Source organism: Amycolatopsis sp. NPDC039088 (genome assembly GCF_055598845.1).
This window is the reverse complement of record NZ_JBVKAE010000045.1, coordinates 1-26,971: the sequence shown is the minus strand read 5'-3', so window position 1 is coordinate 26,971 and position 26,971 is coordinate 1. Positions and strand designations below refer to the sequence as shown.

General features: G+C 67.5%; 23 protein-coding genes and 1 pseudogene. 15 read left to right on the top strand and 9 right to left on the bottom strand.

The features are described 5' to 3' along the window. The first annotated feature begins 85 nt into the window (after positions 1-85). The 10 genes from ACZ7KI_RS37725 (at position 86) to ACZ7KI_RS37680 (ending at position 13,696) form a co-directional block, all read left to right on the top strand. Positions 86-967, top strand: a complete 882-nt coding sequence (locus ACZ7KI_RS37725) for an SIS domain-containing protein (RefSeq protein WP_470277793.1) — start codon at positions 86-88, stop codon at positions 965-967. 7 nt (positions 968-974) lie between these two features. After that, positions 975-1,865 (top strand): 1-phosphofructokinase family hexose kinase, encoded by an 891-nt coding sequence (locus ACZ7KI_RS37720; RefSeq protein WP_470277792.1) that lies wholly within the window; start codon positions 975-977, stop codon positions 1,863-1,865. A gap of 9 nt (positions 1,866-1,874) precedes the next feature. Further along, positions 1,875-2,756, top strand: coding sequence for a class II fructose-bisphosphate aldolase (locus ACZ7KI_RS37715; protein WP_470277791.1), 882 nt, complete (start codon positions 1,875-1,877; stop codon positions 2,754-2,756). A gap of 81 nt (positions 2,757-2,837) precedes the next feature. Further along, positions 2,838-4,229: an ABC transporter substrate-binding protein gene (locus ACZ7KI_RS37710; protein ID WP_470277790.1), complete on the top strand. Its 1,392-nt coding sequence runs from the start codon at positions 2,838-2,840 to the stop codon at positions 4,227-4,229. Further along, entirely contained in the window at positions 4,229-5,170 is a 942-nt protein-coding gene (locus ACZ7KI_RS37705) for a carbohydrate ABC transporter permease (RefSeq protein ID WP_470277789.1), read from the top strand. The genes ACZ7KI_RS37710 and ACZ7KI_RS37705 overlap by 1 nt, the downstream gene beginning before the upstream one ends. A 10-nt stretch (positions 5,171-5,180) precedes the next feature. Next, positions 5,181-6,110: a carbohydrate ABC transporter permease gene (locus ACZ7KI_RS37700; protein ID WP_470277788.1), complete on the top strand. Its 930-nt coding sequence runs from the start codon at positions 5,181-5,183 to the stop codon at positions 6,108-6,110. 6 nt (positions 6,111-6,116) lie between these two features. After that, the gene (locus ACZ7KI_RS37695) at positions 6,117-7,184 is read left to right on the top strand and encodes an ABC transporter ATP-binding protein (protein WP_470277787.1); all 1,068 of its coding nucleotides are present in this window, start codon (positions 6,117-6,119) and stop codon (positions 7,182-7,184) included. After that, a complete protein-coding gene (locus ACZ7KI_RS37690; RefSeq protein ID WP_470277786.1) occupies positions 7,181-9,037 on the top strand; it encodes a DUF5107 domain-containing protein in 1,857 nt (618 codons plus the stop codon). The genes ACZ7KI_RS37695 and ACZ7KI_RS37690 overlap by 4 nt, the downstream gene beginning before the upstream one ends. 125 nt (positions 9,038-9,162) lie before the next feature. Further along, the gene (locus ACZ7KI_RS37685) at positions 9,163-9,948 is read left to right on the top strand and encodes a DeoR/GlpR family DNA-binding transcription regulator (protein WP_470277785.1); all 786 of its coding nucleotides are present in this window, start codon (positions 9,163-9,165) and stop codon (positions 9,946-9,948) included. A 652-nt stretch (positions 9,949-10,600) separates the two neighbouring features. Next, positions 10,601-13,696, top strand: a complete 3,096-nt coding sequence (locus tag ACZ7KI_RS37680; protein WP_470277784.1) for a TIM-barrel domain-containing protein — start codon at positions 10,601-10,603, stop codon at positions 13,694-13,696. Between the two features lie 271 nt (positions 13,697-13,967). Here the strand turns inward: ACZ7KI_RS37680 and ACZ7KI_RS37675 are convergent, their stop codons facing one another. Both ACZ7KI_RS37675 and ACZ7KI_RS37670 read right to left on the bottom strand, forming a co-directional pair. Beyond that, a complete protein-coding gene (locus ACZ7KI_RS37675; protein WP_470277783.1) occupies positions 13,968-14,522 on the bottom strand; it encodes a hypothetical protein in 555 nt (184 codons plus the stop codon). A 34-nt stretch (positions 14,523-14,556) separates the two neighbouring features. After that, positions 14,557-15,198: an FMN-dependent NADH-azoreductase gene (locus tag ACZ7KI_RS37670; RefSeq protein ID WP_470277782.1), complete on the bottom strand. Its 642-nt coding sequence runs from the start codon at positions 15,196-15,198 to the stop codon at positions 14,557-14,559. 82 nt (positions 15,199-15,280) lie between these two features. Here ACZ7KI_RS37670 and ACZ7KI_RS37665 point away from each other — a divergent pair, with 82 nt between their 5' ends. From ACZ7KI_RS37665 to ACZ7KI_RS37655, 3 genes are read left to right on the top strand one after another with little or no spacing between them, the layout of a single operon-like run. Then, complete coding sequence (locus tag ACZ7KI_RS37665; RefSeq protein ID WP_470277781.1) at positions 15,281-15,760, top strand: MarR family winged helix-turn-helix transcriptional regulator; 480 nt, start codon at positions 15,281-15,283, stop codon at positions 15,758-15,760. Between the two features lie 42 nt (positions 15,761-15,802). Continuing rightward, on the top strand, positions 15,803-16,396 hold the full coding sequence (locus ACZ7KI_RS37660) for an ATP-binding protein (protein WP_470277780.1): 594 nt from the start codon (positions 15,803-15,805) through the stop codon (positions 16,394-16,396). Then, positions 16,393-16,929, top strand: a complete 537-nt coding sequence (locus ACZ7KI_RS37655) for a DUF4352 domain-containing protein (protein ID WP_470277778.1) — start codon at positions 16,393-16,395, stop codon at positions 16,927-16,929. The genes ACZ7KI_RS37660 and ACZ7KI_RS37655 overlap by 4 nt, the downstream gene beginning before the upstream one ends. 46 nt (positions 16,930-16,975) lie before the next feature. Here the strand turns inward: ACZ7KI_RS37655 and ACZ7KI_RS37650 are convergent, their stop codons facing one another. From ACZ7KI_RS37650 to ACZ7KI_RS37630, 5 genes are all read right to left on the bottom strand, one after another. After that, a complete protein-coding gene (locus ACZ7KI_RS37650; protein ID WP_470277777.1) occupies positions 16,976-17,689 on the bottom strand; it encodes an ABC transporter ATP-binding protein in 714 nt (237 codons plus the stop codon). Further along, a complete protein-coding gene (locus ACZ7KI_RS37645) occupies positions 17,679-18,452 on the bottom strand; it encodes an ABC transporter ATP-binding protein (RefSeq protein ID WP_470277776.1) in 774 nt (257 codons plus the stop codon). Before ACZ7KI_RS37645 ends, ACZ7KI_RS37650 begins: the two co-directional genes overlap by 11 nt. Next, positions 18,449-19,588, bottom strand: a complete 1,140-nt coding sequence (locus ACZ7KI_RS37640) for a branched-chain amino acid ABC transporter permease (protein WP_470277775.1) — start codon at positions 19,586-19,588, stop codon at positions 18,449-18,451. The genes ACZ7KI_RS37645 and ACZ7KI_RS37640 overlap by 4 nt, the downstream gene beginning before the upstream one ends. Further along, a complete protein-coding gene (locus tag ACZ7KI_RS37635; RefSeq protein ID WP_470277774.1) occupies positions 19,585-20,556 on the bottom strand; it encodes a branched-chain amino acid ABC transporter permease in 972 nt (323 codons plus the stop codon). Before ACZ7KI_RS37635 ends, ACZ7KI_RS37640 begins: the two co-directional genes overlap by 4 nt. A gap of 116 nt (positions 20,557-20,672) precedes the next feature. Then, complete coding sequence (locus ACZ7KI_RS37630; protein ID WP_470277773.1) at positions 20,673-21,827, bottom strand: branched-chain amino acid ABC transporter substrate-binding protein; 1,155 nt, start codon at positions 21,825-21,827, stop codon at positions 20,673-20,675. Positions 21,828-22,465: 638 nt separating this feature from the next. Here ACZ7KI_RS37630 and ACZ7KI_RS37625 point away from each other — a divergent pair. After that, a complete protein-coding gene (locus tag ACZ7KI_RS37625) occupies positions 22,466-22,645 on the top strand; it encodes a hypothetical protein (protein WP_470277834.1) in 180 nt (59 codons plus the stop codon). Here ACZ7KI_RS37625 and ACZ7KI_RS37620 read toward each other — a convergent pair. Together ACZ7KI_RS37620 and ACZ7KI_RS37615 are read right to left on the bottom strand one after the other, a co-directional pair. Then, positions 22,570-23,229 (bottom strand): annotated as a pseudogene (locus tag ACZ7KI_RS37620) (LysR family transcriptional regulator); the annotation flags it as partial. The gene ACZ7KI_RS37625 and the pseudogene ACZ7KI_RS37620 overlap by 76 nt on opposite strands. 92 nt (positions 23,230-23,321) lie before the next feature. Then, entirely contained in the window at positions 23,322-23,750 is a 429-nt protein-coding gene (locus ACZ7KI_RS37615) for a PaaI family thioesterase (protein ID WP_470277772.1), read from the bottom strand. A gap of 131 nt (positions 23,751-23,881) precedes the next feature. Here ACZ7KI_RS37615 and polA point away from each other — a divergent pair, with 131 nt between their 5' ends. Further along, positions 23,882-26,623: a DNA polymerase I gene (gene polA / locus ACZ7KI_RS37610; RefSeq protein ID WP_470277771.1), complete on the top strand. Its 2,742-nt coding sequence runs from the start codon at positions 23,882-23,884 to the stop codon at positions 26,621-26,623. The last annotated feature ends 348 nt before the right edge of the window (positions 26,624-26,971 follow it).

The window sequence follows — 26,971 nt, the reverse complement described above, 5'->3', positions numbered from 1 at the left end:
AACTGCACTCGCAGAGCATTGACGTTGCACAAAACTGCACCTAACGTGACAGCTATTGCGCACAACTGGCACGGATGGGGAGTTCATGAGCGGGACCTTCATGGCGGCGGAGATCGCGAGCCAGCCCGGCTGCTGGCGGGACGCGGCGGCGCTGGCCTCGGCGAACACGGAGCTGCTGCCGCCGCCGGGCGCGCGGGTCGCGATCGTCGGCTGCGGTACGTCGTGGTTCATCGGCCAGGCGTACGCCGTCCTTCGCGAGAGCGCCGGGCTCGGTGAAACCGACGCTTTCGCGGCGTCGGAGTTCCCGGTCGGGCGCGGCTACGACCACGTCGTGGCGCTGACCCGGTCAGGGACGACGACCGAGGTCCACGCCTTGCTGGCGAAACTGCGGGGCAAGACGCCGACCATCGCGATCACCGGCGTGCCTCGCGAGATCGAGGAAGCCGCGGACACCATCGTCGACCTGTCCGTGGTGGACGAACGTTCGGTCGTGCAGACCCGCTTCGCCACCACGGCGCTGGCGATGCTGCGCGCGCACCTCGGCGAGGACCTGAGCCCGGTCATCGACCAGGCCGAACGCGTACTGACCGAACCGCTGCCCGACGCGCTGGTCGGCGCGGAGCAGTTCAGCTTCCTCGGCACCGGCTGGTCCGTCGGCATCGCGAACGAGGCCGCGTTGAAGTTCCGCGAGGCCTGTCTGCTGTGGACGGAGTCGTACCCGGCGTGGGACTACCGGCACGGGCCGATCAGCATCAGCGAACCCGGCCGCGTCACCTGGATGTTCGGGAAGGCGCCGGACGGCCTGGCCGACGACGTCACCCGCGCGGGCGGCCTGTTCGTCGAGAGCGGTCTGGACCCGCTCGCCGACCTGGTCCGCGCGCAGCGGGTGGCCGGGGCCATCGCCGCCCGCAAGGGCCTCGACCCGGACAACCCCCGCAGCCTCACTCGTTCCGTCGTCCTCACCTGAGGCGACCGTGATCGTCACCGTCACGCCGAACACCGCGCTGGACGTCACGTACACAGTGGACGGTCTGCGGCCCGGCGAGGTGCACCGCACGCGGGACGTCCGGCTCCGGGCGGGTGGCAAGGGGGTCAACGTCGCTCGCGTGCTCCACGCGCTCGGTGCCGACGTTCGCGCGATCCTGACCGCGGGTGGCGCGAACGGGACCGCCGTCGTGGACGACCTCACGGCGGTGGGGGTCGCCGCGGATGTCGTCCCGATCGCCCGCGAAACCCGGCGTACCACCACGGTCCTGGCCGGCGACGGCTCGGTCACGCTGCTCAACGAGCCGGGGCCGCGGCTCGTCGGTGACGAATGGCAAGCGTTTGCGGCGGCCGTCCGGGCGCGGAGCGCGGACGTGCTCGTCTGCTCGGGCAGTCTTCCGCCGGGAGCCGGTGGATACGCCGAACTGCTCGGTGAAACACCGTCCATTCTGGACACTTCCGGTGAGGCGCTGCTCGCCGGACTGGCCGGACGTCCGTCCGTGGTCAAACCCAACGCCGACGAACTGCGTGAGGTCACCGGTCTGCGCGATCCGGTGGCCGCCGCGGCCGAACTCCGCAAGGCCGGGGCGGAAGCGGTCGTCGTCTCACTCGGCGCCGAGGGGCTGCTGGCGGTCACGCCGTCGGGCACCTGGCACGCGGCACCGTCCACTGTGCTGCGTGGCAACACCACCGGCGCGGGTGACGCCGTCGTCGCGGCGCTGGCGCTGGGGCTGAGCCGCGCCGAATCGTGGCCGGACATCCTGCGCCGCGCCGTCGCGTTGTCCGGGGCGGCGGTGCTCGGCCCGCTCGCCGGGGACGTCGACCTCGCGCACTACCGCCGTGAACAGGGGCTGGTCGCCGTGCGCGCCCGCCCGGATTAGGAGAACCTCATGTCTCTGGTGGGAACCGGGGAGATCGTCGGAGCCGCCGCGGCGGCCCGGCACGGCTGCGGCGCGTTCAACGCGATCCAGCTCGAACACCTCACCGCGATCGTCGACGGCGCGGTCGCGGCCGAAGCGCCGGTGATCGTGCAGCTCAGCCAGAACGCCGTGAAATACCACGGCGCGCTGGCGCCGGTCGGTTCCGCCGCGCTCGCCGCGGCCAGGGCGGCCGGTACACCGGTCGCGGTCCATCTCGATCACGCCGAATCGGTCGACCTCGTCCGCGAGGCGGTCGCGCTCGGCTTCGGCTCGGTCATGTTCGACGCGTCCAAACTGGACTACGCCGACAACGTGCGCGCCACCAGGGAAGTCGCCGCGTACTGCCACGACCACGGAGTGTGGATCGAGGCGGAACTCGGCGAGGTCGGCGGGAAGGACGGCGTCCACGCGCCCGGCGCGCGCACAGATCCGGACGAGGCGGCGGAATTCGTCGCTTCCACCGGGGTGGACGCGCTGGCGGTGGCGGTGGGCAGTTCGCACGCCATGCTCACCCGCGACGCGGCGTTGGACTTCGAGCTGATCGCGCGGCTACGGGAGCGGGTACCGGTGCCGTTGGTGCTGCACGGCTCGTCCGGCGTCCCCGACGAGGGGCTGGCCGAAGCGGTGCGGGCCGGGATGACGAAGATCAATATCGCCACCCAGCTCAACAAGGTGTTCACCGTGGCCGCGGTCGACGACTGGCGCGCGCATCCGGAACGGGTCGACCCGCGGAAGTACCTCGGTGCCGGGCGCGCGGCCGTCGCGGCAGAGGTGCGACGTCTGCTCGGTGTGCTCAAACTTGGGCGTACTGAACCGGAAAAGGTGACGATTGAGCAGACTTTGCGCGATTGACTGTTGACATGTGCGTGAAACCTCACAAAACTGCGCAATAACAAGCAGAACTTGTGTGATCTTCGATCCAGGTGGTGGCGGATGCGGGTAGGCAAGCTCATGGCATTGACGGCGGGGGCGTCGCTTCTGCTCGCGGGATGCGGCGGCGGGGACGCGGGTGGCGGCACCGGCGAGAACGCGCTCCCGGGAGTCGACCAGTTCCTCAACGCGCCTTGTCCCGAGGCGGCGGTGAAACCCGCAATGGACAAGGAATTCACGTACTGGTCCATGTGGACGGCCGACGAACCGCAGGGCAAGGTCCTGCAGAAGGCCTTCAAATGCTTCCAGGAGAAGACCGGCGTCAAGGTCGACGTGCAGTGGCTGGGCCGCAAGGCCTACACCCAGAACCTGGTGCCCGCGCTGAACACCGACGCCGTGCCGGATCTGTTCGACCAGGACGTCAGCAAGGTCGGCGCGGCCATCATGACGCCGGGTGGCACGCAGAGTGTCGACGACGTGTTCGGCATGAAGGTCGGTGAGGGCGACAAGACCGTCAAGGACGTGCTTTCGCCCAGTTCCTACGACTTCCCGCAGAACAAGGACCGCGAGGGCCACAACTTCATGGTCCCGTACACGATCCAGTCGAGTGCCTGGTGGTTCAACAAGGACACCGCCGGTGACCTCCAGCAGCCGAAGACGATGGACGAGCTGATCGGGCTGTTCGACAAGGCGAAGACCGACGGCAAAGCCGCGATCAGTCTCGACGGCGACATCCCGTTCTACAACATGTACTACTACACCCAGCTCGCCGAGCGGTACGTCGGCGCGGGCGGGCTGTACAAGGCGGCGACCGACAAGACCGGCCAGGCGTGGAAGACCGACCCCGGCTTCCTCAAGGCCGCGGCCGAAACCGCGAAACTGCCGAAGTACTTCATCGACGGCTGGGACGCGGCGAAGTTCCCGCAGGTGCAGCAGCGCTGGGCCGACGGCGACTCCCGCTTCCTCTACGTCGGCAGCTGGGCGCCGAGCGAGACCCGGGAGTACCTGGACAAGCAGGGCGCCGGGACGAAGATCAACTACGGTTCCTTCCAGTTCCCGATGCCCGCCGGTGCCACGCATGACACCGTCGAGCAGATGTCGATCGGCTTCTCGGTGACCAAGAAGGCCAAGCATGCCGAGGCGGCCAAGGCGTTCATCGCCTACTTCCTCAACAAGGACCTGCTTTCCGGGATCCCCGCGGTGGCCGACAACCTCGTGCCGCGCGCCGACCTCGCCGTGCCCGACGACCTCAAGCAGGTCAAGGCCGCGATGGACGATCCGAAGAAGGAACACGTGCTGCAGTACGACGGGATCGACGGCATCGCCGGTGGCAAATGGCAGACCGACGTCTTCGACCCGGCCGACATCGCGTTGCTGAAGGGGCAGCTCACCCCGGAGCAGTTCGTGGACCAGCTCGCCACCAAGGGCGCCGAGTTCTGGAAGAACCAGGGTTGATGGCCACGGTCCCGACGACGAAGGTGCGGGTCCCGGAGGCCGGGGCTCATCTGCGCCGCAAGAAACGGCTGTTCTGGCCGTTCGCCGCGCCGGCGCTGGTGCTGTACCTGGCCTTCCTGGTGCTGCCGACGATCGCGACCGTGGTGCTGAGCTTCACCAGCTGGGCGGGTGCCGGGGACACGCCGGAACCCAACGGGGTCACCAACTACACGCAGATGTGGTCGAGCGACTCGTTCCAGTACGCCTTCCGCAACACGCTGGTCTACGTGTTCCTCGGCGGGATCGGCACGTTCGCGCTGGCGTTCCTGTTCACCATGGTGCTGCGGGACATGAAGGGCGGGAAGACCGTCCGCGCGATCCTGTTCTTCCCCAACATCGTGGCGCCGGTGGCGCTCGGGATGTTCCTCGGCTTCGTGTTCAAGTACCAGCCGGGGAAACAGGGACTGGCGAACTACGTGATGGAGAGCCTCGGCGCGGACGCGGCGAAGTTCCTGGCACCGTCCAATGTGACCGGTGTGGTGACGGCGTCGCTGATCTGGGCGAGTTCGGGGTTCTACATCACCATCCTGATGGCCGCGGTCGACCGGATCCCGCCGTATCTCTACGAGGACGCCGAACTGGGCGGCGCGTCGCCGTGGCAGAAGTTCCGCAACATTACGCTGCCGATGACGTGGGACGTCGTCGGTGTCGCCGGGGTGCTGTGGACGATCAACGCGCTCAAGATCTTCGAGCTGGTGTTCGTACTGGCCGGGCCGGGCACCTACGCCCCGCCCAACGAGGCCTGGACGCTGGGGATCTACGTGTTCGACCGGACCTTCGGCTCGAACGGCACCCCGGACTTCGGGGCCGCCTGTGCCTGTGCGGTGGCGATGATCGCGCTGGTGTCCGTGCTCGTCGTCCTGTTGCGCCGGTTGATGCGCCGTGACGCGATCCAGTTCTGAGGGAGACGACATGTCCATCACCGACATCGAGGCGCCGGCGCGGTCCTCGCCGAAACCGGTGCGCAAGCCACCGCGCAAACCGCGTCCGGCGCCCGGCTCCAAGAAGTTCAGCCCGTTGCGGGTGCTGGGTTCCACCATCGTGTGGCTGTTCACCGCCGGGAACATCCTGGTGCTGTACTGGCTGCTCACGGCGTCGTTCAAGACGCCGGTGGAGATCTTCACCAAGCCGTTCGCCCTGCCGTACCAATGGTTCCACGTCGGCAAGCCGTTCCGGAACTTCATCTACGCCTGGAGCAACGCCGGGTTCGGCGACGCCGTGGTGACCACCGTGGTCCTCGTCGGGCTGGCGACGGTCGTGACGGTCGCAGTCTCGGCGCCCTGCGCGTACGCGCTGACCCGCCTCGGGGTCCGCGGCGCCGGGCCGATGACCAACGTCGTCGCGATCGGGATGGGCGTGCCGTTCCAGACGGTGATCATCCCGCTGTTCGTGGTGCTCAGCAAAGTGCGCCTGGACAACGAATACGGTCTGTTCGTGCTGTACGTGGCCCTGTCCATCCCGTTCACCGTGTTCCTGATGACCGGGTTCTTCCGGTCGTTGCCGGACGAACTGGAGGAGGCGGCCGCGCTCGACGGCGCGTCGCCGATGCGCACGTTCTTCTCGGTCATGCTGCCGCTGACGCGCGGCGGCATGATCACCGCGCTGACGCTGAACGCCATCGGCCTGTGGAACGAGACGTTGCTGGCGATCGTGTTCCTCAAGGACCAGGCGCACTTCACGCTGTCCCGCGCCCTCTTCACCTTCTACGGGGCCGCGAGCTATCAGTCGGAGTACGGCGGCCTGATCGCCGGGGTGGCGATCGTCGTGCTCCCGATGCTCGTGCTCTATCTCGTGCTCGCCCGCCGGATCATCACCGGCCTGACCCTCGGCGCCGGAAAGTAGGACCTGATGGCCACCGTGACCTTCTCCGACACCACGCGGTTCTACGCCGGGGTGGACCGCCCGGCGGTCGACGGCCTCGACCTCGAGGTCGCCGACGGCGAATTCCTGGTACTGGTCGGCCCCTCCGGCTGCGGGAAGTCGACCACGCTGCGGATGCTCGCCGGTCTGGAAGGCGTCGACGACGGCTCCATCCACATCGGCGACCGTGACGTCACCGCACTGCCGCCGAAGGACCGGGACATCGCGATGGTGTTCCAGAACTACGCGCTCTACCCGCATATGACGGTGGGGGAGAACATCGGCTTCCACCTCAAGCTGGCCAAGCTCGGCAAGGCCGAACGCGAGCGCAAGGTGCGCGAGGCCGCCGCCGTGCTCGACCTGACCGAGTACCTCGACCGCAAACCCGCGAAGCTGTCCGGCGGGCAGCGGCAGCGGGTCGCGATGGGCCGGGCGATCGTGCGGGAACCGAGTGTGTTCCTGATGGACGAGCCACTGTCCAATCTGGACGCCAAACTCCGGGTGCAGACGCGGACCCAGATCGCCTCCCTGCAGCGGCGGCTGGGCATCACGACGCTCTATGTCACGCACGACCAGGTCGAGGCGATGACCATGGGGGACCGGGTCGCCGTGCTCAAGGACGGGATCCTGCAGCAGTGCGACACGCCGGTCGGGTTGTTCGCGCGGCCGGTCAACGTGTTCGTCGCCGGGTTCATCGGCTCGCCCGCGATGAACCTGCTGGAGACCACTGTGGACACCGATGGTGCCGTCGTCGGCGGTACGCGGCTGCCGCTGACCCCGGCGCAGCGGTCGGCGCTGACCGGACCAGGCATCGTCGTCGGCGTCCGGCCCGAAGGCTGGACGATCGGCGACGGCGGCTACGAGGCCATTGTCGAGGTCGTCGAGGAACTGGGCAGCGACCAGTACCTTTACTGCCGGGACGGTGACCGCGTGCTGACGGTCCGCACCCCGGGGATGGCTCCGTGGCAGCGGGGCGAGCCGATCTCGTTGACGCCGCAGCCGGGAGCGGTGCACCTGTTCGACGCCACGACCGGCGACAGGCTTCCGGACGCATGACCCGCCTGTACCGCACCGGGCTGGTGCTCCCGGCCGCCGAACTGGGGCCGGAGAACCCGCTGCCGCCGTTGCGGAAACCCGAGGCGGTGGCGAAGGTGTCCAATGTGGACGAGCTGCCACCGGACCTGGCGGAGGGCATCGGGTACGGCCGCTTGGACACCACGCTGCCGTGCCTGCTGCAGGACGGCTACACCCGCGAGCGCACCGAACGCGAGCTTCCGGCGCTGGTGCTGGAGAACGACCGGCTCCGCGCCACCGTGCTGCCTTCGCTGGGCGGGCGGCTGTATTCGCTGGTCCACAAACCGTCCGGCCGTGAGCTGCTCTACCGCAATCCGGTGTTCCAGCCGGCGAACCTCGCCCTGCGGGACGCGTGGTTCGCCGGCGGTGTCGAATGGAACCTCGGCAGCACCGGGCACACCACGCTGACCTGCGAGCCGATGTTCGCCGCGGAGATCGAAGGTCCCGACGGCACGCCGGTGCTGCGGCTGTGGGAGTGGGAACGCACCCGCGATCTGCCGTACCAGATCGACTTCTGGCTGCCTGACGGCTCGGATCACCTGCTCGTGGCGGTGCGGGTGCGGAATCCGCATCCCTACGACGTCCCGGTGTACTGGTGGTCGAACATCGCGGTTCCGCGGAACGGCGGCACACGGGTGCTGGCGCCCGCGACGCAGGCGTGGCACTACGGCTATTCGGGGCGGCTGGATCTGGTCGACGTGACCGGAGACCTGACCTATCCGGCCCGCGCCGAAGCAGCGGCGGACTACTTCTTCGAGGTGACCGGAAAGCCGTGGATCGCGGCCGTCGAGAGCGACGGCACGGGGCTGGCGCAGCTCTCCACCGGCCGGTTGCGCGGCCGGAAGCTGTTCCTGTGGGGCGAATCCGCCGGTGGGCGGCGCTGGCAGGAGTGGCTGGCCCCCGGCGCGGGCGGCTATCTGGAGATCCAAGCCGGTCTCGCGCGCACACAGCTGGAGCACCTGCGGTTGACGGCGGGGGAGAGCTGGGACTGGCTGGAGGCCTACGGTCCGGTCTCCGCGGATCCCGCGCTGGTGCACGGGGACGACTGGACGGCGGCCCGAGGCGCGGTCGCCGCGGGACTGCCGTCGGCCGAGGCACTGGACGAATACCACGACGCTTGGCGGAAGATCGCCGACGTCACTCCGGAGTCCTTCCTGTCCACCGGATCCGGCTGGGGCGCGCTCGAGAACCGGCGGGCGCCGATGTGCCTGCCGGGCACGCCGTTCCCGGACGAATCACTCGGTCCCGACCAGGAGCCGTGGCTCGCGTTGCTCGACGGAACTCCGCCGGACGGCGATCCGCTCGCCGTCCCCCCGCCGACGCTGGTGAACCGGTACTGGGCGGATCTCATGGAGTACGCGCCGAAGAACTGGCTGACCTGGTATCACCGCGGCGTCGCGCACTGGGCGGCCGGACGGCATTCGGACGCCGTCCGTGCCTGGCGCGAGTCCGTCGCCGCCGACGAGAACCCTTGGGCACTGCGGAATCTCGCGGTCGCCACGGCCGGCCCGGAGGCCGCCTGGCTGTACCGGCGAGCGGTCACCCTCGCGCCGTCGCTGCGGCCGTTGGTCGTCGAGGCCATCGCGGCGCAACTCGCCGCCGGGCTGCCGCGAGAAGCGGGCGAATTGCTGGACGGGCTTCCCCGGCAGGGCCGGATCGCCTTGCTGGCCGCCCGTACCCGCCTGGCACAAGGCGATATCGCCGGTGCCAAGGCCGTCTATGACCACGGCTTCGAGGTCGCGAACATCAGGGAAGGGGAAACGTCTCTTTCGGACACCTGGGCGGCGGTTTCGGAGGAACCGCTGCCGGAACAGTACGACTTCCGAATGAAGTGACCGGCCGGGCCGCTGACCGGCGTGCCGCTCGCGGTGGACAACCGCGATGCAGCATACTGCTCGAAACAGTGGCCAACAGCGCAACCTCATGCGCGATAGGCCGCAGCGAGCTAGGAGTGGCGCGAATGGCCCGGCACGAACGGCTGAGCACCCTGCTGGACCTGCTGGGGCAGCGGGAAAAAATCGATGTCGAAGAGGTGGCCGAGGAGCTGAACGTCTCCGCGGCCACGATCCGGCGCGACCTCGACCACCTCGCGGAACAACAGCTGCTCACCCGCACCAGGGGTGGCGCGGTGGCCAACGATCTCGCCTACGACCTGCCGTTGCGGTACAAGACCGCACGGCACGTGCCCGAGAAGCAGCGGATCAGTGTGGCCGCGGCGGCGCTCGTGGCGCAGGGCATGGTGGTCGGCCTCAACGGCGGGACCACCACGGCCGGGGTCGCCCGCTCGCTGGCCACGCGGTCCGATCTGGCCGGTCTCCGTGATTCGCCCGGACTGACGGTGGTCACCAACGCGCTGAACATCGCGCACGAACTGGCCGTGCGGCCCCATGTGAAGATCGTGGTGACCGGCGGTGTGGCGCGTCCGCAGTCGTTCGAACTGAGCGGCCCGCTGGCCACGCGTGTGCTCAGTGAACTGACGATCGACCTACTGTTCCTCGGGGTGGACGCGTTCGACGCCGAGGCCGGCGCTTTCGCCCACCACGAAGGCGAAGCGAGTATCAACCGGCTGATGGTCGAACGGGCCGAGCGCGTCGTCGCGGTCGCCGACGGTTCGAAGCTGGGCCGTCGCGCGTTCGCCCGGATCTGCGCGACACCGCAGGTGCACGCCCTCGTCACGGATTCCAACGCCGACCCGAAGGTGTTGCGGGCTTTCGAAGCCGCCGGGGTCGAGGTCCAAGCCGTCTGAGAGTGCAGGCTGACTCTGGGCGCCTGCCGGGCTTCAGCGTCCACAAGGGACACATCTCGACGACTGGATGTCCGGTTTGCACCTCTATGTGCGGTTCTGTCGGAGGTCGTGAGTGTTGATGAGGGTTATTGAGGGGTAAGGCCCCCGAAACTGGTTTTCACGACACCTCGGCGAAGGCTCCGGGACCCTGACCTTCAGCCAAGGGCCCGGCAAAGTCGGGATGCTGCAGGTCGGGGATCTCTTGGTCCTGGCGCAGGCCGACGTCTATGAAGGAATTGGTTCAGGGGCGTGCCCCTGAACCTGGTGCACCTCGAGTGTGGAGGATTTGGGACGTTCACCGTCCCGAATCCTCCACACTCGGACCCCGCGGGCATCAGTGATGCCACATCCGGACCACCAAGAACAAGTGCCGACCAGCAACTCTGCGACTTTGCCGGGACCCTGACCTTCAGCGTGGGGAAGGGGCCTTCACGTCTTTCGCGCACTCCTTGTGACATAAGGATCTTCGTGCGACCCGACGAAAGTCGGCAGCACCGCTTCGGCGGATGACTTTGCGCGATCCGTGCGCTATACAGAGACCATCTTGCGTATTCATGCGCGAAAGGTGTCTGGAATGAGCAGAGTTGCGCAATCCCTGAGTTGTTTGGCCGCAGTGGCTTTACTCGGGCTTTCCCCGGTCGCCGCCCACGCCGACCCGGCCGCGGCGGCGTCCGGCAAGCTGGGCGATCTGACCGGAATCTCCGGCGACGGTGCCACGGTCACCCTGAACTCGGGAAGCGCCGCGGTGCGCGTCAGCTTCCCGGCCGAAGGCGCCGTCCGGGTCTGGCTGGCGCCGGACGGCACGTTCACCGATCCGGCCGGAAGCAAGATCGTGCTGCCGCGCACGGGCGACCCGGTCACACCGAAGCAGACCGACAAGGGGGACTACTGGGCGGTTTCCACGGCCAAGGCGACGCTGCGGGCGTACAAGCACCCGATGCGGCTGGCGCTGTACGACGGCGCGGACCGCAAGCGGCTCTGGGAGGAGTCGGCGCCGCTGTCCTGGACCGACAAGCAGACCACGCAGACCCTGGCGCGGACGGCCACCGAGCAGTTCGTCGGCGGCGGTGAGCAGAACGGCCGGTTCAGTCACCGCGGCCAGACGATCCGGATCTTCGCCGACTACAACTGGAACGACGGCGGCGCACCGAATTCGCAGCCGTTCTACGCCTCCACGGCGGGATACGGCGTGCTGCGCAACACCTTCGCGCAAGGCACCTACGCCTTCACCGAGCCGGTGCGCACCACCCACGACGAGCGCCGCTTCGACGCGACCTACGTGGTCGGCGACGGCCTCAAGGACGTCATCACCGGTTACACCGATCTGGTCGGGAAGCCTTTCCTGCCACCGCTCTACGGCCTCGAGCACGGCGACGCCGACTGCTACCTGCACAACGCCAACCGCGGCGAACGGCACACGCTGGACGCGGTGAAGGTCGCGGAGGGGTACACCGAGCACGGGATGCCCAACGGCTGGATGCTCGTCAACGACGGCTACGGCTGCGGGTACGAAAACCTCCAGCAGACCGGCGAAGGCCTGCGCAAGAACGGCATGCAACTCGGCCTGTGGACCGAGAACGGCGTGCCGAACCAGGTCGAAGAGGTCAAGGCCGGGGTCCGGGTCCGCAAACTCGACGTCGCGTGGGTCGGCCCGGGCTACCGGTTCGCGCTGGACGCCTGCGACACCGCGCACAAGGGCATCGAGGACAACAGCGACGCGCGCGGCTTCGTCTGGACGCCGGTCAGCTGGGCGGGCGCGCAGCGCTGCGGCGTGCTGTGGAGCGGCGACCAGGCCGGTTCCTACGACTACATCAAGTGGCAGATCCCGACCTACGCCGGTGCCACGACGTCGGGGATCGCGTACAACACCGGCGACATCGACGGCATCTTCGGCGGCAGCCCGCAAACCTACGTCCGTGACCTGCAGTGGAAGTCGTTCCTGCCGGTCTCGATGACTATGGACGGCTGGGCCGCGTCGGACAAGCAGCCGTGGCGGTACGGCGAGCCGTTCACCTCGATCAACCGCAAGTACCTGCTGCTCAAGGAACGGCTGCTGCCCTACACCTACAGCCATTCCGTAGAGGCGCATCAGACCGGCGTCGGCCAGGTCCGGCCGCTGGCGCTGGAATACCCCGACGACCCGAACGTCTGGGGCGCGAAGGCGAAGTACGAGTTCTTGTCCGGCAAGGACTTTCTGGTCGCTCCGGTCTACGAGAACTCCACCGTCCGCAACGGCATTTACCTGCCGAAGGGGACCTGGGTCGACTACTGGAGCGGCAAGACCTACACCGGACCGACCACTGTGGACGGTTACGACGCGCCGCTCGACACGCTCCCGCTGTTCGTCCGCGCGGGTGCCGTGGTCCCGATGTGGGCCGAGGGCACGAAGTCGTGGCAGACGCGGGACACGGGTGTGCTCGACCTCGACGTCTACCCGCAGGGCAAGGGTTCGTTCACGCTCACCGAGGACGACGGTGTCACCCGGGCCTACAAGAAGGGCGACCAGGCGAAGCAGACGTTCACCGTGGACGCGCCGACGTCCGGTCTCGGCACGGTGACGGTCGGCATCGGTGCCAGTTCCGGCTCCTACGCCGGAAAGCCCACCGCGCGGAACTACCAGCTGACCGTCCACACGGGAAGCAAGCCCGCCACCGTCCAGGCCGGGACGTCGCCCCTGCGGCAGTACGGCGGCAAGGCCGAACTGGACGCGGCCCCGTCGGGCTGGTGGTTCGACCCGGCCGCCGGTGGGGTCGTGCGGGTCAAGACCGGTGTCGTAGGTGCCGGTGCCCGCCAGGACGTCCGGTTGTTCGGCACCAGCGCCGTCGGCGGGATCTTCCCCGAGGACCGCAACGGTTCGGTCGCCCTGTCCCTGCCGGCGGTCGCCGGTCCCGGGCAGACCGCGACGGGCACGCTGAGCTTCACCAACGGCACGCCGCTGCCGGTGCGGGACGTCGCGTTCTCCGTTCCCGCCAATGGGTTCCGTGTCGAGGTGCCCGCGGGCCCACGGCTGGTGATGCCCGGCGCGACCGTACGGGTCCCGGTGAAGGTCACGCCGGACGCGGGCATCAAACCGGACGACTACCAGCTCACGGCGTCCGCGTCGTACCAGGCGCGGCTGGGGGAGAACCGGGTCACCGACTCGGTGACGGTCACCGTTCCGCACGGTTCGCTGGCGGCGGCCTACGGCAATGTCGGTGTCACCGACGCGGCCCACGTCGCGGTGGGTGACCTGGATGGTGGCGGCAGCAGTTTCCGGGCGGAGGGACTCGCCGAAGCCGGTCTCGAACCCGGCGCGGGCTTCTCCGCGCTCGGTGCTCAGCTGACCTGGCCGCAAACCGGCACCGGGCAGAAGGACAACGTCCTCGCGTCCGGCCAGACGATCGCGGTGCGCGGGACGGGCGCCAAGCTGGTGCTGGCGGGAACCGGCACCGGCACGGCGAAGGGCACCGTCGTCGTCCGCTACGCCGACGGCAGCACGAGCCAGGCCGAACTCGGCTTCCCCAACTGGTGCTGCGCGGATCCCGCCCAGTACGGCGCGACCACGGTGGCGACCGTGATGGGCAAGAACACCCGCGCCGGCGCCGCGTATCCGACCGTGCCGTACCGGGTGTTCGCGAACTCCGTCCCGTTGACCGCGGGGAAGGAGGTCGTCGCGGTGACCCTCCCCTCGAACACCGCCATGCACGTGTTCGCGGCGGGGATCAGCTAGTCAGCCGCTGTTTGTGAAGGCCTCCTTGAGGGACTCTGAGTCCCTCAAGGAGGCCTTCACGGACTTACTTCTGACCTGGACGAGGGTGGTGGTCGTCGCCCCGGTCTCACACCTTGATCAAGCTCGTGTCCCTCACGATCTGCGGACCGGCGACCGAGCGGGGAAGATTCCGGCCGTCCAACGGCCGGAACCCTCCCCACCCGGCCACACCGGCCACCCGCACAAGCTCCACACCAGTGGGTAAACAAAGACAAGTCCCTCAAGGAGGCCTTCACGGATTCGTGCCCACGGCCGAGGCGACGAGTGTCATCGGCCAGCGGGCATCGCCGGTCCGGCGAGCCAGTACGACGTCCAGTTGTTCACCGGTGAGCCTGCCGCCCGTTGCGATGCATTCCCGCACAAGGGATCGCGTCTCTTCGTCCGCGAAATCCGGTCCATGCTCCCGCTCCCAGAGCTTGAGCGCGTGGACTGCCGCGCGTTCCGGCAGATTCGGGAGCGCCGCGTACCAGTGCCCGCCCATCCTGCCCGGCGGTGGACCGTCGTCCGGCGGCACCCGCCTGCCGAGCCGCTTTTCCTTCAGGCGCACGGTTCTGTAGTCGGCGATCTCCGCAAGCCAGGCCGCGCGGCTGGCTTCCAATGCCTCCAAAGCCCGCGAGAGCGCCTTCTCGTGCCGTTGATAAGGCCCGGCCAGTTCCTCGAGAAAGCTCAACGTCGCCCGGTGACCGATCGGGTGGTACAGGCTCACGCACGAGCACAGCGCCGCGACCCGGCGACCGTGCGCCAGACGTTCGTTGCGCACCCTGCGCGCCCGCTCGCTGAACCCCATCCGCCCAGATTAACGTCGTGAGTCCCGACCCACTTCAGGCCGCCACGGGAGTCCACAACGCGTCGATGGCGCGTTCGGCCTCGGCCTGGCTGGCGTCGGCCAGCGGGATCAGGTCCGCCATCGCCGGGTTGACCTTCGCCATGGTCAGCTCGGCGATGACGACCCGCGGTTCGAGGCCGGTCAAGGCCACACCGTGCGGGATCCACGATTCCGCGTGATCCCAGCCCGCGCGAGGGGTGCCTTCGCCATAGCCGCCGCCGCGTGAGGCCAGGACGATGAAGTCACGGCCGCCGAGCAAGCCCTGTTTGGTCTCCGGGTCGAAGGACAGCCCGGGCACGATCAGATGGTCGACCCAGGCCTTGACCGTGCTCGGCGGGCCGAAGTTGTACAGCGGCAGGCCCAGCAGGATCGTGTCGGCCGACTTCACCTCGCCGACCAGTTCCGTGAAGAGCCGCCACCTCTCGGCCTGCTCCGGCGTGTGCTGGTCCGGCGGAGTCAATCTGGCCACGTTGCCCACCGCGTCGAAATGCGGCAGCGGGTCGGCGCCCAGGTCGCGGTAGGTGACGGTGCCTTCCGGATGGGCGGCGCGCCAGGCCGCGGCGGCCCGTGCGGTGAGACGGCGGCTGGTCGAGTTCTCGCCCGTGATGCTCGAGTCGATGTGCAGGAGATGCGTCATGCGTATTATCTTGCACGGATCGTTTGTGTAACGCAAACCATTGATGCTGCGGGGTTCATTATGTGGAACGTACACTTGACGAGTGCCCGAGCTCCCGGTCGTCAACCAGCCCCCGCATCGTTGCGGCGCGCTGCTCGACCACGTCACCCGCCGGATCCGGCTGCGCAGCGAATCAGTCCTGGCGCCGCTCGGCCTGCGCCCGCGGCATCTCGTCGCGTTGACCGTGTTGCGCGACTTCCACGGCTGTTCGCAGCAACAACTGGCGAAGACGCTGGAGATGGACGGCACGAACATCGTCGGTCTGCTCAACGACCTCGAAGCGGCGAACCTCGTCGAGCGCCGCCGCTCGCCCGAGGACCGGCGGCGGCACATCGTCGAACTCACCGACGTCGGCGCGAAGCAACTCGTGAAGGCGGAATTCGCGCTTGCCGGTGTCGAGGACGAGGTGCTCGGCGCATTGGACCACGATCAGCGCGAGACGCTGTACACCCTGCTGCACCGCGCGACCAGCCGGACCGAGCGCGGTGCGTGCCTCGAAGCCTCCCACGTCGACGACTGCTGAGATCTGCCGCACAAGTGGCCGCCGACCGGTCAGAATGTCAGGGTGAGTGACACGAGCGCCGGGTGGCGCAACACCACGCACGACTGGGCCGGTTCCGTCGATGCCGACCATTTGGCGCGGATCTGCCGGAAACCGGGGGAGTTCGCTCCCGGCGGGGTCGCGCACCTCGTCCTCGAAGTACTCGCCTACGCGGCGGAAGAAGCCGAAAGCAAGGGAGGCGGGTGCGCCACCGTCACGGTCCATCCCGACGGTTCGATCTCCGTGGCGGACAACGGTCGGGGCACCGCCACCCGGGACGACGGGCGCGGTGGCTTCGTGAAGAAGCCGGTCATGTCGACGAAGGATCTGCGCTTCTTCGACTTCCCCGACGCGCAATGGCTCCCGGACGGCCATCCGCGGCGCGGGATATCGGTCGTGGCCGCGCTGAGCGACTGGCTCGTGCACACCAACCGACGGGACAACGGCTCCTGGACCCAGCGCTACGAACGTGGCGTCCCGGTCACCGATCTGACGCCGATCGCGGACGACGGCACGACCGGGACGACCGTGCGTTTCCTGCCCGGCGCGGAAGTCGGCCCGGCGCGGCTGCCGGACGTCGACGGCTGGCTGCACCTGAGCGTGGAGGTCGTCCGATGAGAAAGCCCGTGGCGGTGGCCGCGGCGGCCCTCGTCCTGCTCGCCGGGTGCTCCGGCGGCGAACCCCAGCAGGCGCCACCGAAAGCGGTCTACGACCTGCCCGCCAGGGAGGTCCGGCCGGACGAGACCGCGCTGCACCTGCCACCGGTGATGAACGGCGAGACCGAGTTCTCGGTGATCGGGCTGGCCGCCGGGCTCCCCAGTCTCACCGGCAGCCACGCCGAGTTCGAGGCCAAGGGACAGTTCGTCCGGCTCCGCCTGGTGGTGACCGGAAAAGGGCTGTCCGGCATTCTTTTCGACACGCGGCGCCAGCAACTGATCACCGATTCCGGTGCGGTGATCGCGGTCGACAACCAGGCCATGACGATCAAGCGGCAGCCCGACAAATTCGAACTCGGGCGCGGTGTCCGGGTCGAGTTCGATCTCTACTTCGACCTCCCGAAAGAGGCGAAACCCGTGGTACTGCGGGCTTTCGGCGGCCCCACGCTCACCGATATGAAGAACCTGACCGGCACCGACATCAAGCTGACATGAGAAGGGCCCCGCCGCGAGAAGCGACGGGGCCCTTCTTTCGACGGCGTCAGACGCCGAGGTCACCACCGAGGTAGGCGGCCCGCACCTGCGGGTCGTCCAGCAGCTCGGCACCGCGGGCGCTCTTGACCACTTGACCGGTCTCCAGCACGTACGCGCGGTCGGAGAGCTTCAGCGCCTGCTGCGCGTTCTGCTCCACCAGCAGAACCGTGGTCCCTCGCTTGTTGATCTCGCGGATGATGTCGAAGATCTGCGCGATCAGCATTGGCGCCAGACCCATGGACGGCTCGTCGAGCAGCAGCACCTTGGGTTTGGTCATCAGCGCGCGGCCGATGGCGATCATCTGCTGTTCGCCACCGGACATCGTGCCGCCGAACTGGGTCTTGCGTTCGTTCAGCCGCGGGAACAGCTCGTAGACCTCGTCGAGGTCGGCCTTCAGGTCGTCCTTGCGGGTGTAGGCACCCATCAGGAGATTCTCCTGCACCGTCATACCGGGGAACACACCCCGGCCTTCCGGTGACTGGCCGATCCCGAGTTCGACCCGCTTGTGACCGGGCGTCTTCGAGATGTCCTTGCCGTCGAAGAGGATCCGGCCGCTGGTCAGCGGACGCAGGCCCGAGATCGTCTTCAACGTCGTGGTCTTGCCGGCACCGTTGGCCCCGATGAGCGAAACGATCTCGCCCTCGCCGACCTCGATGCTCACACCCTTGAGCGCGGCGATCTTCCCGTAGTGGACGTTGATGTCCTGAACCTCAAGAAGCATCTTCCGCCACCCCCAGGTAAGCCTCGATCACCTTTTGGTTGTTCTGCACCTCGTGGGGGAGCCCTTCTGCGATCTTCTGGCCGAAGTCGAGCACGGCCAGCCGGTCGGCGATCTGCATGACCAAGCCCATGTCGTGCTCGATGAGCAGCACGGTGCGGCCGTCGTCACGGATCTTGCGGATCAACTGCTGCAACGAGTTCTTCTCCGCCGGGTTCATGCCGGCGGCGGGCTCGTCGAGCAGCAGCAGCTTCGGGTCGGTCGCGAGCGCACGCGCGATCTCCAGACGGCGCTGGTCGCCGTAGGAGAGGTTCTTCGCGGTGTTGTGCTCGACCCGGCCGATTCCGACGAAGTCCAGCAGGTCCCTCGCCAGCTCGCGGCCCCGCTTCTCTTCCTTGCGGTGCACGGGCAGGCCCAGCGTCGCCGAGATCGCGCCGGTCTTGTGGTGCGAGTCCGCACCGACCATCACGTTTTCGAGCGCCGACATGTTGTGGAACAGCCGGATGTTCTGGAACGTACGGGCGATCCCGGCCTGGTTGATCTTGAACCGCTTCATCCCGTCGACCCGGGTGTCGCCGAAGCGCACCTGGCCTTCGGTCGGCCGGTAGACACCGGTGACCACGTTGAAGACCGTGGTCTTTCCCGCGCCGTTCGGGCCGATCAGGGCGAAGATCTCACCCTGGTTGATGGTGAGGTTGACTTCCTTCAAGGCCGTGACACCGCCGAAGCGCATCGTCACGTTGTCGAATTCGAGCAGTGCGCTCACTTCGTCACCTCCGCCGAAGCCTCGGAATCCGGACCCGCGACTTCGGCGCCCATGGCACCCATCCCGCCCGTTCCTTCGTGTAGTTCCGCCTTGCGCTGCCGCGACGGCAGCAGACCCTCCGGCCGCAGCGCCATCATCAGCACCAGCACACCACCGAAGATCAGGATGCGGTACTCGGACAGGAACCGGAATCGCTCCGGAAGCCAGGCGACCAGGAAGGCACCGAGCATGACGCCGGGCAGGTTGCCCGCACCACCGAGCACCACGGCCGCGAGGATGGTCGCGGACAGGATGAACGGGAAGTTGTTCGGCTCGATGAAGACAGCCTTGCTGGCGTAGACCACACCGGCCATACCGCCGAGCATGGCGCCGATGGCGAACGCCAGCAGCTTGAACTTGAACGTCGGGACGCCCATCAGTTCGGCGGCGTCCTCGTCCTCGCGGATGGCCGCCCACGCCCGCCCGACACGGCTCTTGTGCAGCCGCACCGAGAAGACGATCGCGATCACGATCGCCGCGAGGATCAGGTAGTAGTACGGCGCCGGGTCGAGCAGGAACTCGGTCCCGAACATCGGCTCCGGGTGCGGGATGTTGGTGATCCCGCGGGCGCCACCGATGGCGTCGGTGTTCGTGGCGGTGATCCGGACGATCTCACCGAAGCCGAGGGTCACGATGGCCAGGTAGTCACCGCGCAGCCGGAGCGTCGGAGCGCCGAGGATCACTCCCGACATCGCCGCCAGGAAGATACCGAGCACGAGCGTGCCCCAGAATCCCCAGCCGTGCTGGGTGCCCATCACGGCGAGCGTGTAGGCGCCGATCGCGAAGAACGCGACGAACCCGAGGTCCAGCATGCCCGCGTGACCGACCACGATGTTCAGGCCGATCGCCAGCAGGATGTACACCCCGACCGGGAAGATCAGGACCGTGGTCCAGTCCGACGCCGGGGACATGAACGAACCGATCGCGGGCGCGGGCAGGATCAGCGCGCCGATGATCAGGGCCAGGTACACGCCATAACGTTGCCAATGCGGGGCGCGTGCCCACCAATCCCGCATGCCGTCCACGGGGTGAAAGCCGGCGCGCGTCGGCTTTCCGTTCTCTGGGGACTTTTCAGCCACTTCTTCGTTGCCCTTCATGCGCGTGCCCGCTGCAGCGATTCACCGAGGATGCCGGTGGGACGGAACATCAGGACCAGCACCAATACCACGAAGGCGGTGACGTCCTTCCAAGCCGAACCGAAGAAGATGGAACTCCAGTTCTCCACCAAGCCGAGCACGACGCCGCCCAGCAGAGCGCCGCGCAGGTTGCCGATACCTCCCAGCACGGCCGCGGTGAACGCCTTGATGCCGAGGAGGAATCCGATGCGGTAGTCGGTGTTCTCGTACTCCATCACGTACAGCGCGGCGGCGACACCGGCCATCGCGCCGCCGAGCAGGAAGGTGAGGCGCACGATCTTGTCGATGCTGACGCCCATCAGCACGGCGGCTTCGGGATCCTGCGCCGTGGCGCGGATACCTCGGCCGATGCGGGTGCGGCTGACCAGCTGGTCGAGCACGATCATCATGATCACGGCACCGACGACGACGAACACGTGGTCCGTGCGGACCACACCGTTGCCGATGTGGAACAGCTCCTCGTGCGGGATGAAGCGCGGCGCGTTCTGTTGCACGCGGCCGGACCTGCCCGTGATCCATTCGATGATCTCGAGGCCGAACAGTTCCTGCAGGAACAGCGAGGCGCCGATGGCGGAGATCAGGGCGGCCAGCCGGGTGGCGCCCTTCTTGCGGAGCGGCCGGTACGCCACTTGCTCCAGCAGCACCGCCGCGCCGCCGGACACGGCGGCCGAAGCGATGATGATCAACAGCAGTACGGCGATCATCCCGAACACGCCGAGCGTGATCGGTGCGGTACCGCCCGCGATGGTGATCAGGACGAACAGGGACGTGACCGTCCCGATCATGAAGATTTCGGAATGCGCGAAGTTGATGAGCCGGAGTACGCCGTAGACCATTGTGTAGCCGAGGGCGATGAGGGCGTAGATGCTTCCGGCGACCAGTCCGCCGATGGTGCTACCGAGGAACTGGGCTTGCAGATCTTGAAGCATGACGTGGATGCCTTACGGGACGGGGCGAGGATTTCTTTCGCCACATTTGCGGGAAGCGGGGGTGCTGTGTTCGCACAGCGCCCCCGCTTCCGTTAGGTGTTCCTCTATCTGCTCCGTCAGCCGTTGAGCTTGGCTTCGGTCGAGACGCCGAGGTTCTTCAGGACGCCACCGGTGACCTGGTAGATGTTGATCGCGTCCGTCGACGGTTCGCCGTTCTCCTTGAACTTGATCTGCTTCGAGGCACCCTTGAAGTCGATCGTCTTGAGGGCCTCGTTGATCTTCTCCGAGGTGGTGGCGCCCGCCTTGACCGCGTTGATGATGGCGGTCGCGGCGTCGTAGCCCTCGCTCGCGTAGATCGCCGGGTCGAGGTTGAACGCGGCCTTGTACTTGGTGCTGAACTCGTCGGTGGAGCCGGCGTCCGGGATGTTGCAGGGGCAGCCGACGACGGCCTTCTCGGCGGCCGCGGCACCCGCGCCGCTGATCAGCTGGGCGTCGAGCGAACCGTCACCGGTGGCGAAGGTGGCGGTCACCTGGCTGTCGCGCAGCTGCTTGAGCAGACGGCCACCCTGGGCGTAGTAGCCACCGAAGAGGATGATGTCGGGGTTCGCGGCCTTGACCTTCTGCACGGTCGAGGAGTAGTCCGACGCGTCCTTGGCGAACTTGTCGCGCTCGGACGGGACGTTCTTCTCCTTCAAGGTCTTCTCGAAGTTGTCGGCCAGGCCGACACTGTATTCCTGGTCGTCCGAGATGATGTAGGCCTTCTTGGGCGACTTCGCCGTGATGAGGAAGTTGGCGATGGCCGGGCCCTGGCTGGCGTCGCTCGCGACGACGCGGTGCCAGTACTTCCATCCGTTCGAGGACAGACCCGCGTTGGTGGCCGACGGCGAGACGCTCGGGATCTTGTTCTGCTCCAGCTGTCCGCCGATGGCCTTCGACTCGCCGGAGAAGGCCGGGCCGATCAGCGCGGTGATCTTGTCCTGGCCGACGGCGGTCGCGATCAGCGACGTCGCCTGCTCGGGCTTGCCCTGGCTGTCGTACTCCTTCAGCTCCAGCTTCGTCGCCGGGTTCGTCTTGTTGTACTCGTCGATAGCGAGCTTCGCGCCGTTGCGGGGCGGGATCACGATCCCGGAGTTCTCACCGGTGAGGTCACCCATGAACCCGATCTTCAGCGTGCTGCTGTCACCGCTGCCGGACGAGCTGCTGCCGCCAGCGCAGCCTGCCAGCGCAAGCGATGCAGCCGCCGCGACGGCGAATACCCGTCCAAAACGCACTCCTGACACCGACTACCTCCCATGACCAACCAGCCGCCGGTAGGCGTTGCCCCCGACACAGGGGCTAGGTTAGGGCAGGAAGATATCCCCCTACGCCATGATCTGCACAGACGCCCATCACTCTGTGTCCACATCGTGACGGTCGAAACCAGCACGAATTGCACGAAAAGACGAATGTTGCCGGTTGGCGAGTCGTCGCTGGTCACGCTGGGGATTCACCGTTACCACGTGGATCATGCTTGTGGGTAATGATCTTGTTTCAGCCGCGTATCTTGGGCGTCTTCGCCACCTTCGTGGGCGGCCGTTCGCCGTAGCAATGTTGCCCCAAAGGGCGTCAACGGTGCCCTCCTTCTCCTTGAGGCTTGACAACAGATGGCGGGTGCACTTCGGGTTGCCGCTGACCGGCAAACGCTTTCCCGAAGGCGGCTTCGAGGGCTTCTTCCGCCTGGCGAGCGAGGACAACGTGCTCAACGTCGTCGAACCGCTCACCAGGCAGGTCGAGGCGGAGTTCCCCGAGGCACTGGCGGAGCTGCGCTCTCGTTTGTCCATTGAGGACGGCCCGATCGGGCTGGCCGGCGGTTCGCGGGGCGGCGGACGAGTACGACTACGTACGGCGGGCGGAGGAACTGAGCGCGCCGGTGCTGCTCGTCATCGGCGAGGAGGACGACGTCTCGATCATCGAACCGGCCGAAGCGCTGCACAAGGCGCTGGGGGAGCGGCGATCCGAACTCGTCACCATTCCCGGGATGGCACACGGGTTCGCCGAGGCGCCTGACTTCGAGCCGGCGCCGACGAGGGTCACCCGTCGCTTCCCGTAACGGGTTCGCTCCAGTGTGTGCCTGAGGTCGTAGCTGACGCTCGAGTCGTCGATCGGGACGCCGAATTCTTTGCATAGGCGTTGCAAATAGGAAAGCCATTCGATCGGGCCACCCGATTGCGGGATCCAGATGCCTTCTTCCCTGAGGTCGGACAGTTCGAGTACGTCATTTCGCGCCAGCGGATGCTCCGGGGCGAGAAGGGTCACCAGCGGTTCGAGCCGGACGAGCCGGTGCTCGAGTTCGGCGGGTACTTCGCGGCCGAGGTCGGCGACGCGGCCGAAAGGGAGGTCGAGCTCGCCGCGGAGTCGAGACGCGGCGGGCGGTCCCACAGGCCCATCGCGGCGACGGCGGCGTCCGAGGCGCGGAGCAGCGCGCGCGTGCGGGAGGAAACGGTCGCCGTCCGGGGTCAGCTCGACCGACCGGTTGGTACGCCGGAAGAGCTGGACCGACTGGGTGTCCTCGAGCTTGCGGATCCGCTTCGACAGCGCCTGCTGGGTGAGGAACAGGGATTCGGTCGCGCGACCGAAATGCCCGTGGTCGGCGGTCGCGACAAACGCCCGCACCTGAGCCGTGTCGAGATCCACGCCCGCTCCTGCTCCCGTGTCGTGCGATGAAGGGGCCTCTCATAGCAAAATTTGCGAGGAAAGGCCCCTTCATCGCACACCTGGACCGGCCCTCAGGCGCCCGGCGGCCGCTCCCGCACGACGCAGGTCAGCCGCGCGGTGCACGAACGACGCCCCTCGTCATCGGTCAGCACGATCTCCGCGGTGATCGTCCCGCGCCCGACGTGCACCGGCGTCGCGACCCCGGTCACCCGGCCGGAGCGGATCGCCCGATGGTGGGTGCACGAGAGTTCGAGGCCCATGGTCGCCTTGTCGGTGCCCGCGTTGAGCGCGGCGACCAGCGAGCCGAGCGCCTCGGCGACGACGGCGTTCGCGCCGCCGTGGAGGAGGCCGTACGGCTGGAGGTTGCCCTCTACCGGGATACTGCCCACGACACGTTCGGGGCCGAGTTCGCTGATCTCGAGCCCGAGCTTGTCGTTGAGCTGCTGGCCGGCGTAGGCCGGGTCGATCCCGGCGAAGGATTCGAGGGCTTGTTCGGTCACGCAAAGCTCCTTAACATTCGTGAACCCGCCACCCCGATCGCGGGGCCTCCGGCCTGGCGGGCAGCTCCGCCGACAGCCCGCAACGGACACGACAGGTAGGACTGTCAGACCCTCACCCTAGACTCGCTCCCGTGAGCCCGAGTGAGAACACGACCGTTGCCAAAGCCACACCTGCCACCGCACAGGCCGAGCGGCCCAAACTGCTGCTGATCGATGGCCATTCGATGGCGTATCGCGCCTTCTTCGCCCTGCCCGCGGAGAACTTCAAGACGAAGACCGGGCAGACGACCAACGCGGTGTTCGGGTTCACCTCGATGCTCATCAACCTGCTGCGCGACGAGGCGCCGACCCACCTCGCGGTGGCGTTCGACCTCTCCCGCAAGACCTTCCGGTCCGAGACGTTCAAGGAGTACAAGGCCAACCGCAGCGCCACACCGGACGAGTTCAAGGGCCAGGTCGGGCTGGTCGAGGACGTGCTGAAGGTCCTCGGCATCCCGGCGCTGACCAAGGAGAACTACGAAGCCGACGACATCATCGCCACGCTCACGACACAGGCGACCGCCGAAGGTTTCGACGTCCTCATCTGTACGGGCGACCGTGACGCGCTCCAGCTGGTGACCGACCAGGTCACCGTGCTGTACCCGAAGCGCGGCGTGTCGGAGATGACCCGGTTCACCCCGGAGGCGGTCGAGGAGAAGTACGGTCTCACCCCGGCGCAGTATCCGGACTTCGCCGCGCTGCGTGGCGACCCCTCGGACAACCTGCCCAGCATCCCCGGCGTCGGCGAGAAGACCGCGGCCAAGTGGATCAGGCAGTTCGGGTCCTTCAACGACCTGATCGACCGGGTCGACGAGGTCAAGGGCAAAGTCGGTGACGCGCTGCGCGAACACCTCGGCGCGGTGATGCTGAACCGCCAGCTCACCGAGCTGATCCGCGACGTCGAGCTGGAGCTCGGTCCGTCCGCGCTCGAACTGCGTCCCTGGGACCGCGAGGCCGTGCACGCGCTCTTCGACGAGCTCGAGTTCCGCGTCCTGCGTGACCGTCTCTTCGCGACCCTGCAGAGCGCCGAACCCGAGGCCGAAGAGGGCTTCGAGGTCAGCGGCGCGAAACTCGCTCCGGGCGCGCTGAGGGACTGGCTCTCCGCGCACACCGGTCAGGACGAGCCGGTGGGCCTGGCGTTCCGCACCACCGGGGCCTCGGTCCGCTCCGACCTGAAGGCGATCACCTTCGCCGCACCGGACGGCGAAGGTGCGTACGTCGACGTCACCGCGATGGACGCCGAGGACGACAAGGCGCTCACGGCCTGGCTCGCCGACGAGAAGATCCAGAAGATCGGCCACGAGCTCAAGACCCCGCTGCACGCCGTCCGCGCGCGCGGCTGGACCTTCGCCGGGCTCGTCATGGACACCGCGCTCGCGGCGTACCTGGTCCGTCCCGGCCAGCGCACGTTCGAGCTCGACGACCTGGTCCTGCGCTACCTGCACCGCGAGCTGCGCTCCGAGGCCGACACCGGCGACGGGCAGCTGTCCCTGCTCGACGGTGGTGCCGAGGACATGGAGCAGAAGGAGATCCAGGCCGAGCTGGTCAAGGCCCGCGCGGTCGCCGAACTGGCAGGCGCGCTGACCAAGGAGCTCGGCGAACTCGGCGGCGCACAGCTGCTCGTCGAGCTGGAACTGCCGCTGCTGCAAGTGATCACCGGTCTTGAAGCAGCGGGTATCGCGGTCGACATCGAGCACCTGACGGATCTGGAAGCGCACTACCTCAGCCGGGTCACCCAGGCCGCGGAGGAGGCGTACGCGGTCATCGGCAAGCAGGTCAACCTCGGTTCGCCGAAGCAGCTGCAGGTCATCCTGTTCGACGAGCTCGGCATGCCGAAGACCAAACGCACCAAGACCGGCTACACCACCGACGCCGAGGCGTTGCAGAGCCTGTTCGAGAAGACCGAGCACCCGTTCCTGCAGCACCTGCTGGAGCACCGGGACGCGACCCGGCTGCGCACCACGGTCGAGGGCCTGATCAAGGCGGTCGCCGACGACGGCCGCATCCACACCACACTGCTGCAGACGATCGCCGCCACCGGACGGCTCTCCTCGGTCGACCCGAACCTGCAGAACATCCCGATCCGCACCGAGGAAGGACGCCGCATCCGCGACGCGTTCGTCGTCGGCGACGGGTACACCGAGCTGATGACGGCGGACTACAGCCAGATCGAAATGCGCATCATGGCGCACCTCTCGAAGGACGAAGGACTGATCCAGGCCTTCAACAGCGGCGAGGATCTGCACACGTTCGTGGCGTCGCGCGCGTTCTCGTTGCCGCCGGAGGAGATCACGCCGGAACTGCGATTCCGGGTCAAGGCGATGTCGTACGGCCTGGCGTATGGCCTTTCGGCGTACGGCCTTTCGCAGCAGCTGCGGATCTCGACCGAAGACGCCAAGGAACAGATGGAGGCGTACTTCTCCCGCTTCGGCGGCGTACGCGATTACCTCCATTCGGTCGTGGGCGACGCGGCGAAGGTCGGTTACACGGAAACGATCTTCGGCCGCCGCCGCTATCTGCCCGATCTCAACAGCGACAACCGCCAGCGCCGCGAGATGGCCGAGCGGATGGCGCTCAACGCCCCCATTCAGGGCAGCGCGGCCGACATCATCAAGGTCGCCATGCTCAACGTGCACCGCGCGCTGACCGAGGCGAAGCTGAAGAGCCGCGTGCTGCTGCAGGTCCACGACGAACTCGTCCTCGAGGTCGCCGACGGCGAGCGCGAACAGCTGGAAGCCTTGGTGCGCCAGGGAATGGGCTCGGCCTACGAGCTGGCGGTGCCGCTTGAGGTCTCCGTCGGGTACGGCCGGTCTTGGAACGACGCCGCGCACTAGGTCTCGTGAGTGGTGATGACGGTTAGAACGAACCTCTCTTAGGTGCCTACTTGTGGCCTGCGGCCTGGCTCGCGTGAAGTACATGATGGCTCGGTCGACTATTCCTGCACTGTGGCGGGGCCGCACGCATCGGTGGTGGAGCTTGATCAAGGGCAGGCCTGATTCTGGACGCCGGAGAGGTTTCACTGTCCACAAGGGACACCGCCGGGCGATTAGATGTCCGATTGGTGCCGCTATGTACGTTTCGCCGCGAGGTCGTGAGTGTTAATGAGGGTTATTGAGGGGTAAGGCAAAGGTGGCGTGGTGGGTGGTAAGTCCGTGAAGGCCTCCTTGAGGGACTCTGGGTCC

Excerpts from the sequence above, each read along its gene's own strand:
- ACZ7KI_RS37725 (WP_470277793.1), top strand. The coding sequence starts at position 86 with ATGAGCGGGACCTTCATGGCGGCGGAGATCGCGAGCCAGCCCGGCTGC.
- ACZ7KI_RS37715 (WP_470277791.1), top strand. The coding sequence starts at position 1,875 with ATGTCTCTGGTGGGAACCGGGGAGATCGTCGGAGCCGCCGCGGCGGCC.
- ACZ7KI_RS37710 (WP_470277790.1), top strand. The coding sequence starts at position 2,838 with ATGCGGGTAGGCAAGCTCATGGCATTGACGGCGGGGGCGTCGCTTCTG.
- ACZ7KI_RS37705 (WP_470277789.1), top strand. The coding sequence starts at position 4,229 with ATGGCCACGGTCCCGACGACGAAGGTGCGGGTCCCGGAGGCCGGGGCT.
- ACZ7KI_RS37700 (WP_470277788.1), top strand. The coding sequence starts at position 5,181 with ATGTCCATCACCGACATCGAGGCGCCGGCGCGGTCCTCGCCGAAACCG.
- ACZ7KI_RS37695 (WP_470277787.1), top strand. The coding sequence starts at position 6,117 with ATGGCCACCGTGACCTTCTCCGACACCACGCGGTTCTACGCCGGGGTG.
- ACZ7KI_RS37690 (WP_470277786.1), top strand. The coding sequence starts at position 7,181 with ATGACCCGCCTGTACCGCACCGGGCTGGTGCTCCCGGCCGCCGAACTG.
- ACZ7KI_RS37685 (WP_470277785.1), top strand. The coding sequence starts at position 9,163 with ATGGCCCGGCACGAACGGCTGAGCACCCTGCTGGACCTGCTGGGGCAG.
- ACZ7KI_RS37675 (WP_470277783.1), bottom strand. The coding sequence starts at position 14,522 with ATGGGGTTCAGCGAGCGGGCGCGCAGGGTGCGCAACGAACGTCTGGCG.
- ACZ7KI_RS37670 (WP_470277782.1), bottom strand. The coding sequence starts at position 15,198 with ATGACGCATCTCCTGCACATCGACTCGAGCATCACGGGCGAGAACTCG.
- ACZ7KI_RS37655 (WP_470277778.1), top strand. The coding sequence starts at position 16,393 with ATGAGAAAGCCCGTGGCGGTGGCCGCGGCGGCCCTCGTCCTGCTCGCC.
- ACZ7KI_RS37650 (WP_470277777.1), bottom strand. The coding sequence starts at position 17,689 with ATGCTTCTTGAGGTTCAGGACATCAACGTCCACTACGGGAAGATCGCC.
- ACZ7KI_RS37640 (WP_470277775.1), bottom strand. The coding sequence starts at position 19,588 with ATGAAGGGCAACGAAGAAGTGGCTGAAAAGTCCCCAGAGAACGGAAAG.
- ACZ7KI_RS37635 (WP_470277774.1), bottom strand. The coding sequence starts at position 20,556 with ATGCTTCAAGATCTGCAAGCCCAGTTCCTCGGTAGCACCATCGGCGGA.